General features: G+C 56.2%; 19 protein-coding genes. 10 read left to right on the top strand and 9 right to left on the bottom strand.

Translation table 11 applies throughout. The annotated features are described in order from the left end of the window. Positions 1–497 precede the first annotated feature (497 nt). The 3 genes from CJ255_RS17810 to CJ255_RS17800 all read left to right on the top strand — a co-directional run bounded on the left by CJ255_RS17810 (position 498) and on the right by CJ255_RS17800 (position 4238). Positions 498–1814 (top strand): nSTAND1 domain-containing NTPase, encoded by a 1317-nt coding sequence (locus CJ255_RS17810; RefSeq protein ID WP_124681998.1) that lies wholly within the window; start codon positions 498–500, stop codon positions 1812–1814. Positions 1815–1883: 69 nt separating this feature from the next. Continuing rightward, on the top strand, positions 1884–3506 hold the full coding sequence (locus CJ255_RS17805) for a caspase family protein (RefSeq protein ID WP_097645446.1): 1623 nt from the start codon (positions 1884–1886) through the stop codon (positions 3504–3506). Between the two features lie 309 nt (positions 3507–3815). Beyond that, positions 3816–4238: an IS4/Tn5 family transposase DNA-binding protein gene (locus CJ255_RS17800; protein ID WP_097645445.1), complete on the top strand. Its 423-nt coding sequence runs from the start codon at positions 3816–3818 to the stop codon at positions 4236–4238. 48 nt (positions 4239–4286) lie between these two features. Here the strand turns inward: CJ255_RS17800 and CJ255_RS17795 are convergent, their stop codons facing one another. Together CJ255_RS17795 and CJ255_RS24165 are read right to left on the bottom strand one after the other, a co-directional pair. Then, on the bottom strand, positions 4287–4505 hold the full coding sequence (locus CJ255_RS17795; protein ID WP_097645444.1) for a hypothetical protein: 219 nt from the start codon (positions 4503–4505) through the stop codon (positions 4287–4289). A gap of 236 nt (positions 4506–4741) precedes the next feature. Beyond that, entirely contained in the window at positions 4742–5299 is a 558-nt protein-coding gene (locus CJ255_RS24165; protein ID WP_097645443.1) for a DUF1294 domain-containing protein, read from the bottom strand. 179 nt (positions 5300–5478) lie between these two features. Here CJ255_RS24165 and CJ255_RS17785 point away from each other — a divergent pair, with 179 nt between their 5' ends. Beyond that, the gene (locus CJ255_RS17785) at positions 5479–5817 is read left to right on the top strand and encodes a hypothetical protein (protein WP_097645442.1); all 339 of its coding nucleotides are present in this window, start codon (positions 5479–5481) and stop codon (positions 5815–5817) included. A gap of 56 nt (positions 5818–5873) precedes the next feature. Here CJ255_RS17785 and CJ255_RS23715 read toward each other — a convergent pair whose 3' ends face one another. Next, positions 5874–6029, bottom strand: coding sequence for a hypothetical protein (locus tag CJ255_RS23715; RefSeq protein ID WP_165774788.1), 156 nt, complete (start codon positions 6027–6029; stop codon positions 5874–5876). A 173-nt stretch (positions 6030–6202) separates the two neighbouring features. Then, entirely contained in the window at positions 6203–6889 is a 687-nt protein-coding gene (locus CJ255_RS17780; RefSeq protein WP_097645441.1) for a hypothetical protein, read from the bottom strand. A 71-nt stretch (positions 6890–6960) separates the two neighbouring features. On the opposite strand from CJ255_RS17780, the gene CJ255_RS17775 reads away from it, so the two are divergent. Beyond that, on the top strand, positions 6961–7200 hold the full coding sequence (locus tag CJ255_RS17775; RefSeq protein ID WP_097645440.1) for a helix-turn-helix domain-containing protein: 240 nt from the start codon (positions 6961–6963) through the stop codon (positions 7198–7200). Then, positions 7184–7858: a hypothetical protein gene (locus CJ255_RS22985; protein ID WP_124681997.1), complete on the top strand. Its 675-nt coding sequence runs from the start codon at positions 7184–7186 to the stop codon at positions 7856–7858. The genes CJ255_RS17775 and CJ255_RS22985 overlap by 17 nt, the downstream gene beginning before the upstream one ends. Here the strand turns inward: CJ255_RS22985 and CJ255_RS17770 are convergent. From CJ255_RS17770 to CJ255_RS17760, 3 genes are all read right to left on the bottom strand, one after another. Beyond that, a complete protein-coding gene (locus tag CJ255_RS17770; RefSeq protein WP_097645439.1) occupies positions 7841–9247 on the bottom strand; it encodes a DNA cytosine methyltransferase in 1407 nt (468 codons plus the stop codon). The genes CJ255_RS22985 and CJ255_RS17770 overlap by 18 nt on opposite strands. A 188-nt stretch (positions 9248–9435) precedes the next feature. Next, positions 9436–9615, bottom strand: coding sequence for a hypothetical protein (locus tag CJ255_RS17765; protein ID WP_097645438.1), 180 nt, complete (start codon positions 9613–9615; stop codon positions 9436–9438). After that, entirely contained in the window at positions 9612–10172 is a 561-nt protein-coding gene (locus CJ255_RS17760; RefSeq protein WP_124681996.1) for a hypothetical protein, read from the bottom strand. Before CJ255_RS17760 ends, CJ255_RS17765 begins: the two co-directional genes overlap by 4 nt. 322 nt (positions 10173–10494) lie before the next feature. On the opposite strand from CJ255_RS17760, the gene CJ255_RS17755 reads away from it, so the two are divergent. From CJ255_RS17755 to CJ255_RS17740, 4 genes are all read left to right on the top strand, one after another. After that, entirely contained in the window at positions 10495–10974 is a 480-nt protein-coding gene (locus CJ255_RS17755) for a phasin family protein (RefSeq protein ID WP_097645436.1), read from the top strand. Positions 10975–11225: 251 nt separating this feature from the next. Continuing rightward, entirely contained in the window at positions 11226–11750 is a 525-nt protein-coding gene (locus CJ255_RS17750) for a polyhydroxyalkanoate synthesis regulator DNA-binding domain-containing protein (protein WP_097645435.1), read from the top strand. A gap of 198 nt (positions 11751–11948) precedes the next feature. Then, a complete protein-coding gene (locus tag CJ255_RS17745) occupies positions 11949–13172 on the top strand; it encodes a patatin-like phospholipase family protein (protein WP_097645434.1) in 1224 nt (407 codons plus the stop codon). A gap of 149 nt (positions 13173–13321) precedes the next feature. Continuing rightward, entirely contained in the window at positions 13322–14464 is a 1143-nt protein-coding gene (locus CJ255_RS17740; protein WP_165774787.1) for a PP2C family protein-serine/threonine phosphatase, read from the top strand. 112 nt (positions 14465–14576) lie between these two features. Here the strand turns inward: CJ255_RS17740 and CJ255_RS17735 are convergent, their stop codons facing one another. Together CJ255_RS17735 and CJ255_RS24730 are read right to left on the bottom strand one after the other, a co-directional pair. After that, positions 14577–15356, bottom strand: coding sequence for a hypothetical protein (locus CJ255_RS17735; protein ID WP_097645432.1), 780 nt, complete (start codon positions 15354–15356; stop codon positions 14577–14579). Next, positions 15353–15487, bottom strand: coding sequence for a hypothetical protein (locus CJ255_RS24730; RefSeq protein WP_281257220.1), 135 nt, complete (start codon positions 15485–15487; stop codon positions 15353–15355). Before CJ255_RS24730 ends, CJ255_RS17735 begins: the two co-directional genes overlap by 4 nt. Positions 15488–15731 lie beyond the last annotated feature (244 nt).

The following is a 15731-nucleotide window of genomic DNA, read 5'->3' as shown; positions in this document are numbered from 1 at the left end:
AACCCCTCCCGTTCACGGTTCTTTACACGAGAGACCCTGCGCGGCGCTCCTGAGAAACAAAAGCGGTGCGGCGGCGCGTTGGCTCGGTGGCTGAGCCTGCCGAAGCCAGCCTGTCGAAGCCCCGCGTCGCCGCGCCGCGCCCCTACGCTGGCTTCGACAGGCTCAGCCAACGTAGGGGCACGGCCCTCCGCGTTTCTCACAGGCCACTGGCCCGCGGGCCATTTAGTACTCAGACATGGTTTCAGAAACGGCCTTTCAGCTTTACAGTTGGAGTGCCGACTTTAGTCGGCATCCCATGGCAATCTACGACCCCAGCCGACTAAAGTCGGCACTCCATCGGAGACCAAACTGTAAAGTAACTATGAACCATGTCTCAGGGTGACAAAGCCTCCGTCATGCTGAGCGCAGCGAAGCATCTCTTCGCGTGACAACGAGAGACCCTTGTTTGCTATAATGGATTGAGATCAGAAGGCAGTTTGCAAGAACGGGCTGCGCGTATGCCTAGCGATCCTGAAAAGCCTCCTACACATATCGTCAACACGGGTGGCGGCGATTATGCTGAGGGCACTATTGATAAACGTCAAGGGACGTTTGTCACCGAAGAGCAGTCCTACAACGTTGCGGGCTTCGCCAACCCATACATGGGTCTGCGTGCCTTTACTGCGGCTGAACGCGACATCTTTGCTGGCCGCGAACGCATAGTGGCTGCGTTGGCGCAGCGTCTCGCTGCGGAAGATGGTGACCGCCTGCTCTTCATTGTCGGTGCGAGTGGGAGTGGCAAATCTTCACTAGTGCGGGCGGGCCTGATTCCAGCGTTGATTGATGGGCTCAATGCGCGAGGAATGCTCGTCCATAGCCGCAGTGTAGATGCTATTGGCCACGGTGGGCTCGTGGCGGAACTCAAGCGTTGGTTTCAAGATACTGCACATACACAGCCTAACGCAGCGCCTACGTGGTATGTGCTACTGCTTGATCAGTTTGAGGAACTCTTTAGCCAAGCCGCTGCGGATGAACGCGATCAGGCGCTCTCGCTGCTCATTACCTATGCCACCGCCACCGCCCCGTGTCACATCCGCATCATTGCTACCATGCGGAGCGACTTTTTGCCGCACCTCGTGGCCGATCTGCGCTTTGAAGCCTATGAGCGGCGCAAGGTCGTTGTTCGTGCGATGACGCCAGAGGAGCTGGTTGAGGCCATTGAGCGTCCAATTCAGATGCGCCATCCGGGCAAGCGCCTCGAACCGGCCTTGGTGAAGCGCCTTGCCCATGATGCGTCGCGTGACGCCGCCTATTTGCCCCTGCTCCAAGTGACGCTGGAAGAACTATGGCGCGGAGGCGATCTGCGCCTGGGCGCGTACCACGGCCTCGCCGACGCCATTCAGCGGCGCGCTGATGCGGAGGCGGAGGCGTTGAAACAGCATCAGGACGGGATCTTCCTGCGTGCTGGAGTAGAGGAGTTTTATCTTTCTAGTCTACAGCAACGCAACGAAGCCCAACGCAAACAGATGCGGCACACCTATATGGTCTTCACTGGACTAAGCATCTTAACCCTTATCGCCCTGATTGCTGCCAGCCTAGCGGGCTGGTTTGGCCTAGAAGCTCAAGAACGTCGCGTCGCAGCGGAACATACGGCTGCAACTGCGATCGTTGCCCAGGATCAAGCATATCAGCAAGCCCAGATTGCTCGCATACGCGAACTGATTGCCCAAGCAACGGCATCGTTACAACTTAATCGCCCTCAATTAGCTGGACTACTGGTACTTGAAGCTTACCAAACCATGGCGAACACAGAGCCTGCCATTACCATGCCCTGATTACCCCGATGGTGTGGAGGTGAGCGCAGAATAGTCGCGTTACTATGCACCATCGGAGAGGATAACACCATGCCCTTCCCCACTGCCCACGCCCTGATCATTGGTGTCGGTACCTACGTCTACACGCCGCAACTCAATGTGCCGGTCACGGCTGCCGATGCGCAGGCGGTGGCTGGCGTGCTGCGCGATCCGCAGTTTTGTGGCTATCCGCCGGAGCAGGTCGCGCTCCTCTCCAATGCTGGTGCGAGCCGCGATGGGATTCTGGCGGCGCTCGATGGCTTGGCGGCGCGGGTCGGCGAGATCGATACGCTCTTGGTCTTCTATGCCGGCCACGGCGATTATGGCGATGATGGCTACTATTTGACCACCCACGATACGCGCCTGGATGGACACAAGGTTGTGCTGGGTACGGGCATCCGCGAGGCGGAGTTGATTGCGAAGCTGCGGGCGATTAAGGCCAAACGCATGCTGCTGATGGTCAATGCCTGCCACGCGGGTGAGCTTTCGCCGGTACTCTCTGCTGGTAGTGAGCCGTTGACCGGCAAGGTGCTGCCGCCGCCCTTTGCCGCCGCGCTGCTCGGCACCGGCGAGGGGCGCGTGATCATCAGTGCCTGCCGCGAGAAGCAGGTCTCCTTCGTTGGCCCCGGCCCGCTCACGCTCTTTACCCAGGCGCTGGTGGATGGCTTGCAGGGCAAGGGGGTGATCAGCAACCACGGCTTCATCAGCGTCTTTGATCTCTACACCTACCTCTACTTTACGCTTGAAGAACAGGTGGCGCGCCACATTCCGGCAGCGATACGCCAACACTACGGCGAGAAGCAGGAACCAGAGTTGACCATCATCAAAGGCGTTGGCCCGTTCGCGGTGGCGCTCTACCGAGGCGCAACGACCCTCGGCAGCTTTGATGCCTCCGCTACGCCGCCCGAGGGCACGGCGGTGCGCACGGTCAACCCTGCCTACAGCCAAGCGATGCTGCGCCAGCACCAGCAGCAGATCGGCGACCATGCCCAGGTTGGCGTGGCCGTCGCAGGCGATGTGCATGGCAGCATCAACCTAGACCAGAGCAAGCAGCAAGGTGGCATCAATTTCGGGAGCGGCGGAAGCTACGGCAACATCACGATTGGCGATATAGCCGGACGGGACATCATCAGAACTGATGTGACCCATGGCGACCGTATCACCACCGGCGACATGAGCGGCAGCGGCATCGCCATCGGGCATGGGGCGCGAAGTAGCGTGCGCCACGTTGCTACCGGCGGTGGCGATTATGCTGAGGGGAGTATTGATAAGCGGCAGGGAACGTTTGTGGCTGGTGATCAGTTCAATATGTCGGGCAACTTCAGCGGCGCGATCTTGAACATCAAATCAACCCTAACCAACGTTGCGCAGAGCATCGGTGCAGCCCCGCACGGCGACGCGGCGGCGAAGGCGCAACTCCAGACCTTGCTTGAGCGCCTGAGTACCACGTTGCAACAGGTACCGGCGGCGCAAACCAGCGAGGCGGAGGCGGTTGCCGAAACAGCCAAAGCCCTTGTCGAACAGGCGACGAAGGCCCAGCCGAACAAGACCCTCGTGCAGATCAGCGCCGAGGGGCTGAAGCAGGCGGCGCAGAACCTTGCGGCGGTGCTGCCAAGCGTGCTGCCGCTGGCGAACCAGATTGCTGAGGCGGTGCGGAAGTTGGTCGGGGGGTAGCTCACGCCAGGGGCGAGGGGCGAGGGGTGGACAGAAAACGTGTGCGTCCCCTTCTAGAACCGCATTGCAACACCAAGAATCTCGATCTCTTCCCCCCGCTCCCACTTGTGGGCATACCCTTACCCAAAACATTTTGCGTACATATGTTCCATATAAAAACGAGTCTGTATGCAATGTTGAATACAGGATCCCCTCAGAGATCGTACCGTTTGGATGCGTTGCGGCCCGGTTGGCGCGCGTTCTGGTATGCTGAAGAGAGAGGCTCACGGCACCGTGCCGTTCTGCCGCTGCACGAGAAAGGGGCTGGCGATGTCTGCGGAGACGACATGGGCGGAAGAGGAGTTTGGGGCCGCTCAGATGGGGGATGTCCGACGCACCCATCGCTTGGTGGAATTGGCTGAGGTCTTGGGCGCGCAACCCCATGCGTCGTTGCCCCAAGCCACGGAGGACGCCGCACAACTCAAGGCGACCTATCGCTTCTTTGATGCGCCGTGTACGGTGCTGTTGGACGATGCGGAATGGAAAGGGCTCTATGGCCGCATCCATCGGGTCTCCATCGTCCCCGCCAAACCGCCATCGTTGCGCGAGGTCGTGCGCTGGATTGGGCAACTGGGCGGCTTCCAGGGGCGTAGGGGCGACGGCGAACCGGGCATCCAAGCGCTATCGAGAATATCCACCACGGCCACGCGGTCTACCTGCCGCTGGTGGTGCGGTAGGATTGCCAGAAACTGAACCGTCGTGACGCGGAGGGTGGCCCTGGGCTGCACTCCGCGTCGAGCGTTATGAGGAAGAATCTTTGTCAGCATAGGTTTGCAAAATGCGTAACGCCTCACGCGCATGGCGCGAGCCAATATCACGACACACCTTCTGTAAGCGCATAATCACCTGCTGCATCTCACTGACCGGAACCGGGACAAACGCCGCCCTTTCGTCGTGCCCTCCGTCGTGAAGGGGTACCGCAGCAGCGTCGGTCTCATCGCCCCCTCGTTGCGTCGCCACGAGCGCGTTCCTTTCCCTCTCAGAAGCGCAATCCACGCCATCCAATCTACCCATGTGCCACGCGCAAAAAAAACGCACCCCTCGGAGCGGCGCTGACCAAGTCAGGCTCCGAAAGACGCGCTCTATGCCCTTGCGCACGGGCAGGAAAGGTTGTGAAGAATCGTAGGACTAGTATAATCGAAAAATCAAATGCCGTCGCAGGCCGCTACACCCGCCCAGCGACGGTTGCTCCCTACCTACCAGGGCCACCACCAGATGGCCCCCAGGTGTATCAGCACGATCAGCGCGAAGGGCAGGTAAAACGTCGGCTTGCTCGTCTTATGGCGCAAACTCACCATCGCCACCAATGCCCCCGCGCTGCCCCCCAGCAGCGCCAAGCTCAACAAGACCGCTTCGGGAACACGCCGCTGCGTTCCTCCCGCGATGAGCTTATCGTAGCTGTAGACGAGGAGCGCGACGCCATTGATCGCCCCCCACCACGCCCACCAGGGCGATACGGCAAACCAGAGGGCTGCCCCCAGACTGAGCGCCAGCGTCATCCCCACCAGCCAACCCCACGCACCGCCCCGCGAGCGCCGTCGCCGTCGTCGCGCCACCGGCAGCGCCTCCGACGTGCTGCGTCGCGGTAGCGGCGACGCCCCATGCTCAGCCGCCACCACCTGCCGCCGCTGCGCCCGGCACCCCACGCAACGACGAGGCGGCTGGAGGCCGCGCTCACGGTAGAACGCCTGCTCGCCCACCGCCCAGGTGAAGACCTGACCACACTCCTTGCACACCAATTGCTGATCGGGCATAGGAAAGCCGTTCGTACTCCCATTGAACCTGCGTTTGCGAGAAAAGTTTGGCGAGGCTTTGTGAGCATATTCGCTTCCCCCACCCGTCGCAATACCTATGTTAAAAGGGGATCTCCGATCACGCAAACTGCTATACTATACCTAGCGTCCCATGCGCCGTTTCACCGAGAGGAACCGTGATGACCACCACCTATGAAACCGCCGTCACCCTCATTGACCAACTCTCCCCCATTGACCAAGCCCGCCTCATGGCTCTGCTTGCCGAACGCATTCAACAAACCCTTCAACCACGTCCAGCACCATGTCTGGCACCGCCCTCCAATGACGATCCACCCTTCTGGCATACGCCCATCGATCACGGCATGCCAAGAGACGAGCGCCTCGCCTCGCCTACTTCACCACCAGCAGCGATCCCCGACGCCCAGGCCATGGTCACCCGCTGGTTTGGTGAGCCGCTCACCGAAGAGGACGCCCGCGAACTCGCGTTGGATCGCACACTTGCCGAATGGAATTCGTGATTGAAACTACGCCATCTGGCCAGCCATGATGGTGGCTTTACTCGGATTCCTGGTCTTCAGGTCTGGGATCCCGGCAGGTGACGCACCATGCCACGCTCGCTCACCATGCCGCAGCCCGTGTAACAAATGTCATGGGCGTCACGCTTCCCCCGCGCTGCCATCTGCTCACGCGCACGGATCTTGAGGCGACACACAACATATTCGAGGTGCATGGAGCCTTCGGGTTCGACGCGCTCGGCATCGTTCAGCCGGGCATTCCGCTGGCCCTACAACCCTCCGTTGGACGCACCCAAGACGCAATGGGTGCGTTGATGCCGTCTCGCACAATGCGCTGGAACACCCGGCTACCCTCGCTCTTCCCGCCCCTCCTACGCCGCCGTAGGTGTCAATGATTTCCTTCACATTCAGGCCAGATACACCCCACTCCCGACATCAAGACGGCAGGAACGGGCGCAGCAGTGGCCTCTTCCACTTCAAACAGCCGCACCCCACCACGTTGCTCCCACTCCGCGATCAGGTCGCGCACCCGCACCGCCGCCGAGCCGCCGTTCCCGCCGAGGCCGATGCGCCGGGCCAAGGCGCGGTTAGAGGTACGGGTCAACTCCTGCGCTTTGACCAAGCTCACCCCCTCCTCGCGCAGCAAGCGCCGGATTTCGGGGAGTTCTGCGGCCACAATGGCTTGCACCTGCTGATGCAACTCACTCGGTACCCACGGGCCAGGGGACGCTGGCTCGGCCCCATCGTTGGGCAGATCGGGCACCCGCAGCGCTCGTGCTGCGTCCAGGATGCTCGGCCACGTCGGGGCAGGGCGCTGGCTCATCCAGTTCAGGTTGTGCGCCGTTGGGCGCTGGATGCGGATCTCAAAGACAGTGCCCCGCTTGTCGGGGTGGTGCCAGATGCCTTGGGCATCGGGGATGCCGCGCAGCTTGATGCCCGGGCCAACGAGCGCCGTCCAAGTGGCCTGATCCACATTGCCCACGAGCCGTGTTTTGAAGAGCGGCTTGAGCGCCGCATCCAGGCCGGTACTCTCCTTGAGGGCGTTGTGGCCCACGAGGAAGAGAAAGACATCCACCTTGCGCCCCTGCTCGGCGCATGATACTTATAGTCCGTAGACTTATTTGCATCAGTCAGTAGGATGCCTGCATGAAGCAAAAGAAGACATTATTGGTGAAGTTTGGAAGTAATGTTCGCGCATTGCGAGAGAAAAGAGGTCTCTCACAGGAGCAATTAGCCTTTGCAGCTTCTTTAGATCGCACATACATTGGTGGCGTTGAACGTGGCGAAAGAAATATTGCGATTATTAATCTATGTAAGCTGGCTGCTGCTTTAGGCGTACAACCATCGGATCTCTTGGGAGGAATGATTTATGATCAACAACTTTAACTACAGTCCGAGAATCTCTGTGGGAGAATACTTCGAAAGATATACTCTTTTCGACGTAGGATTAACAGTTGAAATGATTTCTCAAGGAATAGCGTACACGTATCATATTTTAGATTTAATAGATAAAACCTTAATAGAACGAGGAGCTTTTCGTTTGTCTCAGATGATGGAATTAGCAAACCTATCCACATTTGTCGGAAATCTGCTGGCAACAGGCATTGCAAATGCATCACATGGTGTTTTCTGCAAAAATGGACCGCACAAATACCCTGATCTTCTCGCTCAAGTTTCCGGTGCTAAAAATGTAGAAATTAAAGTAGCTCTGGAGGATAACAAGCCTAAAGGTCATCTAGCTAAACCTGGTTATTATGTTACATGTCGTTATGTTTTAGGCATGGAAAATGGTGATTTTACTCTTGCTCAACGCGGCGATGTCGTATGGATATGGGAATTACGTTGCGGTCAACTTGACGAAACAGACTTTAATAGCAGTAATACACCAGGCGATTCTGGTAAAACCGCTGTCGTAAACAAAAATGGCATGAGAAAGCTTGAAGTTGTTTATTGCGATCTAGATCGATTGCCTTTTTCACCTAGAGGTCGCCTAATACGTGATTATCGAAATCAATATTCAACTCGATCAAATTTGTTCGAGTAATGCTTGAGCAATGATTTTTCCTAGGATAGGAGGGACTGCATTGCCTATTTGTTTTACTACTTGTGCTCTGCTACCAATAAAAACATAGTCGTCATCAAATCCTTGTAGTCTTGCTCCTTCGCGTGGAGTTAGTGCTCTGTCTTGATAAGGGTGAATACACTTATTAGACGCCGGGTGAACAAAATTTACTGTCAAAGTAACGCTGGGCATATCGGGCTCCAGTCTGCTATACGAAGAACTGAAACCACTGGTAGTTAATCCCATTGGCAATGCATGCCTATTATGGCCTGCATTTCGAATGATGTTAAGCATTTTTGGCGAGTGTTTTGTCGCTTCATGTAGCGTAAGTTGATTTTTTTTACTGCGCATGCTATTTTCATAAGATGTTATCTCGATATCTTTTCGGTATTCTGTTGCAAATTCACCTGATCGAATTTCTGGAAGATCATGAATGGCTTCCATGATCGTAATTGCTGGCTGTAGCTCTACTCCAAATAGGGGCAAATTACTAACTTTCTGCCCACAGATATTACCTGCCATACTTCTGCCATTGAAATAGTGGGTTGGTTTTGGCCATTGAAATGATTTGGCATGTCTGTTTCCTATAATTATTAACCTTTCACGACGCTGGGGTAATCCATAAAAAGCCGCGTTTAGAATTTTCCAACTTACAGTATAACCTGTTTGTTCAAAAAGCTGAAGAATCGCATTTAATGTTTTACCTCCTTCATGTGTTAATAAACCAACAACGTTTTCCAGAACAAACCACTTTGGCTTGTAATAATTGACCACAAGTGCATAGGATTCATACAAGTTATTTCGAGAATCTTTCTCAGTTAGCGTCCGAAATGGACGAATAGAAGAGAAACCTTGGCAAGGTGGTCCTCCAATAATGACATCCGGTTTATCAGCAACACTGGTCAATTTTTCATAACTAACGTAACGAATATCATCCACAATCACATTTGCAGTTGGGTGATTAAGGCTAAATGTCTTTGCTCTATCAGAAAGCAGATCTAATCCAAGAACAACTTCAAAACCCTGAGTTTGTTCAAATCCGTAAGAGAATCCTCCAGTACCACAAAAAAGATCCATTACCTTTAAGCTACTCGATTGCGTGGCAGATCTCGAGTAAAAAATCTCCTGATGAGATGATTTAGCTGTAGTATATCCTTCACCTGGAATTGCGTTTTGTATTAATAATTCATGTGCATTTCTTAATTCAAATACATCAACCCTAAAAATATCAGAAAGAGAACTAAATAAACTATTTGGAGGGCATACTAATCCTCTTTCATATTTACTCAGTTCGTGTGAAGATATTTCAAGCATATTTGCAAGATCTTTAAGCTTTATACCGTGTTTTTGCCTAAGAGTTCGAATGTCCATACCGTAATCTTTCCCGTGTGGTCTGTCAGGTAATGTTCCTAAAACTTTAGGATAGTGGAGGATGAGGATGCTCGGAAATGATAAAGCTCTATCATTCCAGCTAGAAATGTCTGGATGGTACTTATAGTCTGCATTTTAGCACAAAGGTATTTTCTGTCAAATTTGTATCGGTATCCTCTCCATCCTCATCATATCGAAGAGCGACAAGTTTCCACATTCTTGGTATGAGTCACAATGACCGGCTGCTGCTGATCACGGCAGCGTTTCATCAAGGCGGCTAAGCTCGACGCGGCACGGGAGATCGGGACAACGCCCCGTTCGATGTCAACGGTAAAGGCTTTGCTCAGGATAGGCGTGATCTGGCTCATGATGGGACTCCTTGAATATAGAGAAGCGAGGATTCGGGTGTTGCCACAGCACACGCCTCGTGGGTGGCAACATCGCCACGAGGCGCGAGAGACGAACGGCGTTCCAGCGCACCAGAACGCCTCAAACGGGCTGAATGAGGGGGCAGCCTGCGCGTGTAAGGCGCGTGACGAGGATAGATGACATCCGCCTCAACCACCGCCTTCGGCTTCTGGTAGCGTTTGCCATCGGGAACCTCGTGGGTCAGGCTCTTGGGCAGCGAACGGGCGATGGTGTAGAGCGTCTGGACTTTGTAGGCATCACTCGTAATCCGCAGCGTCGCGGTGCCCACGCGGGCCATATCGAGCGCCCCGCCGCGCACGGCATCGGCCCCCACGAGGAAGGGCTGGCCGCGCAAGCGGCCCGCCTCGTGGTCAGGGTCGAGGTCGGCTGGGCCGTCGAGGTAGACGAACGGGGCGAGCCGATCACCGCGCATGACCAATGCGGAGCATGAACACTGCTGGGCCGACATGGAGCTAGAGGATGGCGTATTGCTGCGTCGCGTGCGTCGTATGAGCATGCCGCAGCGTAGGCGGTCTGATCGAAATCGTCTTCTTCCATGTGGGGTTTCTTCCTTGATCGGGCAGGTGGTATGACGCAGTTGCCATATAGCAACACTCAATGCTTGCTTTTGCATGACGCAGTGTGTTATACTTGTAGCTATAACGCAGCGCGTTACGTTTCACCCCCGGTGGGGGTTTGGGGCGCAGCCCCACCAGAGGTTTTAAGGCGGCAGCCCTACACGTAATGCCTATGGAATCATAGCCCTAAGGCTCACACCTATGCTATGATCAAGCACGGACGGTTTCCGTGCAGCTTTAGCAACAAGTGGAGGAAATACCATGACCAAGCCCGAAGAGATTGAAGTCAACGTCCGCCAGCTTGATGAGGAGCAGGCTACTAGTGCCAATGGCACTGAAAGCAACCCGGTTACCCCCCTATTCGACGTAGTACGGCGCATGATTCTGGCAGGCTTTGGGGCCTTTGCGCTCACCCGCGACGAAGCCGAGCAGTTCTTGAACCGCTTGGTTGAGCGTGGCGAGATTGCCCAAAAGGATGCACAGCAGTTGATTGACGAGACCCTAGCCAAGTTCCGGCAAGCCTCGGTGCCACCCACCAGCCAAGTCGAGAGCAATGTCAACAACCTGAGCCACCAGGTAGAGACGGGGCTCGAGCAGATGCTCAACCGCATGAACATCCCCTCGAAGCGCGACATTGATGAACTGAGCGCCAAGATCGCCCAATTGGCCGCCCGGGTCGAGGAGTTGCGGCGTGCGGGCGATACCCCTGCTGCCAAGCCTCAGGTCAAGGGTGAGAAGTAGCGCCTGAACGATTTGGCTTCGACAGGCTGGCTTCGACAAGCTCAGCCAGCGGGCCAGCGGGCCAGCGGGCCACCGCGCCGCTGGCTGAGCCTGTCGAAGCCGCCGCGCTGCCGCCTGCAAGCCCAAGGCTTCTTCGTGCTAATAAGAAGGTGTGGGGCTTGCTCCACCAGCGGGTTTGTGGGCAGTAGCCCCCATGAGATAACGCCCCGTGTTATAATGACCCTACCGCTCACCATAAAGCACCATGGCCTATGCAGCTCATCAAGAAATACGCAAATCGCAAACTCTACCATACGAACCAGAAGCAGTACATCACCCTTGAGGGGATTGCGCGGCTGGTGCAGCAGGGTGAGCCTGTGCAGGTGCTTGAGAATGAGACGGGTGAGGACATCACGGCTGGGATTTTGGCTCAGGTTGTCCTCCAAGCTCGCGGGCGCACGGGGGCGCAACTGCCTACCCAGTTGCTTACCGGCTTGATCCAGATCGGTGGCGATACCATCGCCAACCTGCGCCGTAATCTCGTTACATCTATTGGTGGCGCCGATGTGATTGATGCCGAGATCACCCGTCGCATTGACCACTTGGTTGAGCATGGCATGCTGAGTAGCACCGAGGCCCAACGTTGGCACCAGTTACTCACGCAGACCGACTTTGGCCCCAGTGAGCAGAGTAGCCTGCTTGATCCTGTGCCGAACCGTAATGATGTGGTACGCCTACATAGCCAAGTAGACGCACTCTCCCAAGTGATTGACGAGCTCTTGCGCGAACGCGCATGAGATGGGGAAGGAACAGAAAAACAGAAGAACAGATGAACATCTGCCTCTCTGTTCTTCTGTTCTCCTGTTCCTCTGTTCTCCTGTTCCTCTGTTCTCCTGTTCCTCTGTTCTCCTGTTCCTCTGTTCTCCTGTTCCTCTGTTCTCCTGTTCCTCTGTTCTCCTGTTCTTCCGTTCTTCTGTTCATCAAATGGGGCATCTATGCAGCGCAGCAAGACCGCCCTTGTGCTGGCGGGTGGTGGGATGGCGGGGGCCGCCTATGAGATTGGATCCCTCTGTGCCCTTGACCAACTGTTCGATTACGCTTCGGTCAATGAGTTCGATATCTATGTAGGCACCAGTGCTGGTGGCCTGATTGCTGCATGCATCGCCAATAACATCTCGCCCCGCACGCTGCTTTCCGTTCTCGATAGCTCAATGTTGGGCATTGAACAACTCGAACCGCACCATCTCTTTTCGTTTAATCTTGAGCATATGCTGAGACGGGTGCAGCGTCTGCCGCACGCCCTTGGCGCTGTCTTCCAGCGCCTCGTGCGTGGGCAGGGTCCGCTTTCGGTGCTTGATCTGGTTGAAGCGATCTCTGAGGGTCTGCCTTCGGGGGTGTATGATACCCTCATGCTGGAACGCTACCTGCGTTCCGCTTTGGCCTTGCCGGGGCGCTCCAATCGCTTTGCCGATCTGCCAAAACCACTGCGGATTGTGGCAACTGAACTTGATAGCGGCGAACGGGCGGTCTTTGGGCAGCCGCCCCTGCAAGATGTGCCCATTTCATTGGCCGTCTGTGCTTCAGCAGCGATTCCGATCTTCTACCGTCCAGTCCGCATTGGTGACCACGACTACATTGATGGTGGCATTCGTGGCACCGCTAGCCTTGATGTAGCGATTGAACTAGGTGCTGAGTTGATTGTCTGCATCAATCCTTTGGTACCCTTCGATAACCGCAACCATGCCCCTGGCCACAGTATTCGTGATGAGGGCATGCAGCAGATTGGCAATCAGGTCTTTCGCACCTTCATCCATGCCGGTTTGCACTACCATATGAAGCAGGTGCGTCGTCGCCATCCCAATGTAGACATCATTCTGATCGAACCTTCTCGTAGCGATAACGTGATGTTCAATGATAATACGATGCGCTACGAAACACGCATGAAGATTGCACGCCATGGCTACGAAAGTGTTGCGAACCACCTCAATGCCCACTACACCTACTACTGTGAACTGATGAAACGCCACGGGATGCAGATTAGCAACGAGCGAATTAGCCAAGACCTCCACAACCTTGCTGTCGCTGGCGATGATGTCCACCACATGCGTGCCGCCCTCGCCACCGATGGATCGCTCCACACCGCCCCCGCTGGTCTGGCCCATACCTTAGCAGAATTGGATCGGTTGCTTACTCGTTTAGAAGCGGATCGGGTAACGTGAGCGAGCAGACATAGGACACCACAGAGGCACCGAGGGCACGTCGTCATTGTTGTGGGGCGTACTCGTCTAGAATGATGGTCGTGCCACAAAAAAATCTCTGTGTTCTCTGTGTCTCTGTGGTTTCATGCTCTGTCTCTCTTCAAAACTCTATGCAGGCTCGGATTCTAGTTGTAGATGACATCGATTATAACCGCGACATCTTGGCACGTCGGCTCAAACAACGCGGGTATCAGGTCGAATTGGCGGCTGATGGCGGTGAGGCGTTACGTAAAGTTCGCATCAGCGCCTACGACCTGATTCTGCTCGATCTGATGATGCCCGTGATTGATGGCTATGGGGTGTTGAGCGCATTGCGTGAAGACCCCGTCCTCCGCACGGTGCCCGTGATTGTCGTTTCGGCCCTTGATGAACTCGATAGCGTGGTGCGCTGTATCGAACTCGGGGCCGAAGACTATCTGATCAAGCCGATCAATGCCGTGCTGCTCCACGCTAAGGTTGATGCCTGTCTGGAACGCAAACGCTTACGCGACGGCGAGCGGGCTTCGTTGGCGGCGGCACGCCTTGAGTTGGAGTTGGCGCGCCGTACCCAGGCGGAGTTCTTGCCTGCCAATTTACCCCAACCAGCAGGTTGGGAATTGGCCGCCTCGTTCCATCCGGCACGCGAGGTGGCAGGCGATTTCTACGATGCCTTTGAACTGTCGCATGGGCGCATTGCGCTCATGATTGGGGATGTCTGCGATAAGGGGGCCGGCGCGGCGCTCTTTATGGCGATCACCCGCAGCCTGCTACGCGCCTATGCCGACCAAGCCTGTGCCCTGGAGCGCAGTCCCTTGGAGGCATTGGCGCTGACCAATGGCTACCTGACGCGCCATCATCGCCATAGTCGCATCTTTGTGACCGTCTGGTTTGGGGTGCTCGATCTCGCAACTGGGTATCTACGCTACATCAATGCGGGCCATCCGGCTGCGGTGCTGTTACGTTCCGCTCAGGCTTACGACCTGCTTGAAGTGACCGGCCCGGCCCTGGTGATTAGTGATGACTCCAGTTTTGACGAAGGTGAAGCCCAGTTCCAGCATGGGGATGCGCTGGTGATCTATACCGATGGTGCGAGTGAAGCGCGCGATGCCAAAGGCATCCTGCTCGAAGAGGATCGCGTGATTGCTGCACTCGGCCCACCGCAACCGAGCGCCAACGCCCTGCTTGAGCGCATCACCGCTGCCGTACAGCAACACACCCAGGGTGCCGCCCTTGAGGATGATATTACGATGCTTGCAGTGCGGCGAGGTGCATAACGTTCAGGGATGGTTTCAGAAAGACGAACTTGCGAGGATGCGTGAGGCGAAGCGGCGAGGGCTTCGCGTCTTCGCGTCCTCGCAAACGGTCACGGGCCTACGAACCCATCCCTCAGCTTGAAAGCGCCGAGCGCAGTTCCGCCCGGGCAATCTCCAGACGCAGCAGCCAATGCTGTGGGTCGCTATCGAGTTGGGCCAGCCACGCCTCAACGCCACCCAATTGAGCTATCTCGGCAGCATAGCGATCGGGGGTTTCAAACTCCATGCCCTCAGTGGCCATATAGCCCACACTGAGGCCGGCCCGTTGGCAGAGCAGCGGCCAACTGCAATCGCTCCCGACGCTAGGATCCTGCGAACGGGTGACGATCAGTTCAGCAGCGGGGCGTGAAAACCCCCGTGCAGCGGCCATAACATCCCATTGGTGGCCACTCGCCAGAGCGAAGCTGTGATGCACCAGCGCCTCCGTCTCACGTTGGGCCCGTGGATGGCTGGCAAAGGCCCGCGCCGTTCGCCCGTAGATGGTACATGCATACGCTTCAGCAAAAGCCATGGCGTCAACCAACTCATCGGGGTAGCAGGCAGCCCAGTGGAGCATCCGGTCAAGATCGCAGAAAAGAAAGTGGGGGGCCATAGGCCAATGGCCCAAAGCCGCCGCAAGAGCAGCGCGCCGCCACACCCCCAGGTAGAGGTGGCTGATTGACCAAGTGGCCAACCCACGACGCACCACCGCCCCCTGCTGGTGCAACAACGCATCTGCTGCGGGCACGGTGGTTGGCGTAAGCAGCACCGCCACCGCCGCAAAGCGCTCGGCCAGCAGCGGTAGCACTCGTTCCATCTGGGCCAACAAACGCCCCTCGGGATCGTGATGGGTAGCAGCGAGGATCCAGGTCATGTTATTTCAGATTGCAGATTGTAGATTGCAGATTGTAGATTGTAGATTGCAGATTGCAGATTGCAGATTGCAGATTGCCGAACATGGCGTCCTAATGGGCTGTAGTGTTCTTGATCATGCGCACACTTCAAGCGCAATTGGTATTATACAGGATCACAGGATGCTTGCATGAGCAGAACAGGGGAACAGGAGAACAGGAGATAGTGAACTCGTTCTCTTTGTGACGCATATGGTTCGTAGGAACAGTTTATAGCGCACCGCTGGAGTACTGAGCTTATGATCTGAGGCCATAGGTAATGCCGACTTTAGGGAAGCGGATGTTGTTGATTGCCCCGTTGCTTGGTCACCCTGAGCCAAGGTTCGTAGGAACATTCC

Source organism: Candidatus Viridilinea mediisalina, from assembly GCF_002532535.1.
Classification (GTDB): domain Bacteria; phylum Chloroflexota; class Chloroflexia; order Chloroflexales; family Chloroflexaceae; genus Viridilinea; species Viridilinea mediisalina.
This window is presented reverse-complemented; position numbering and strand designations above follow the sequence as displayed.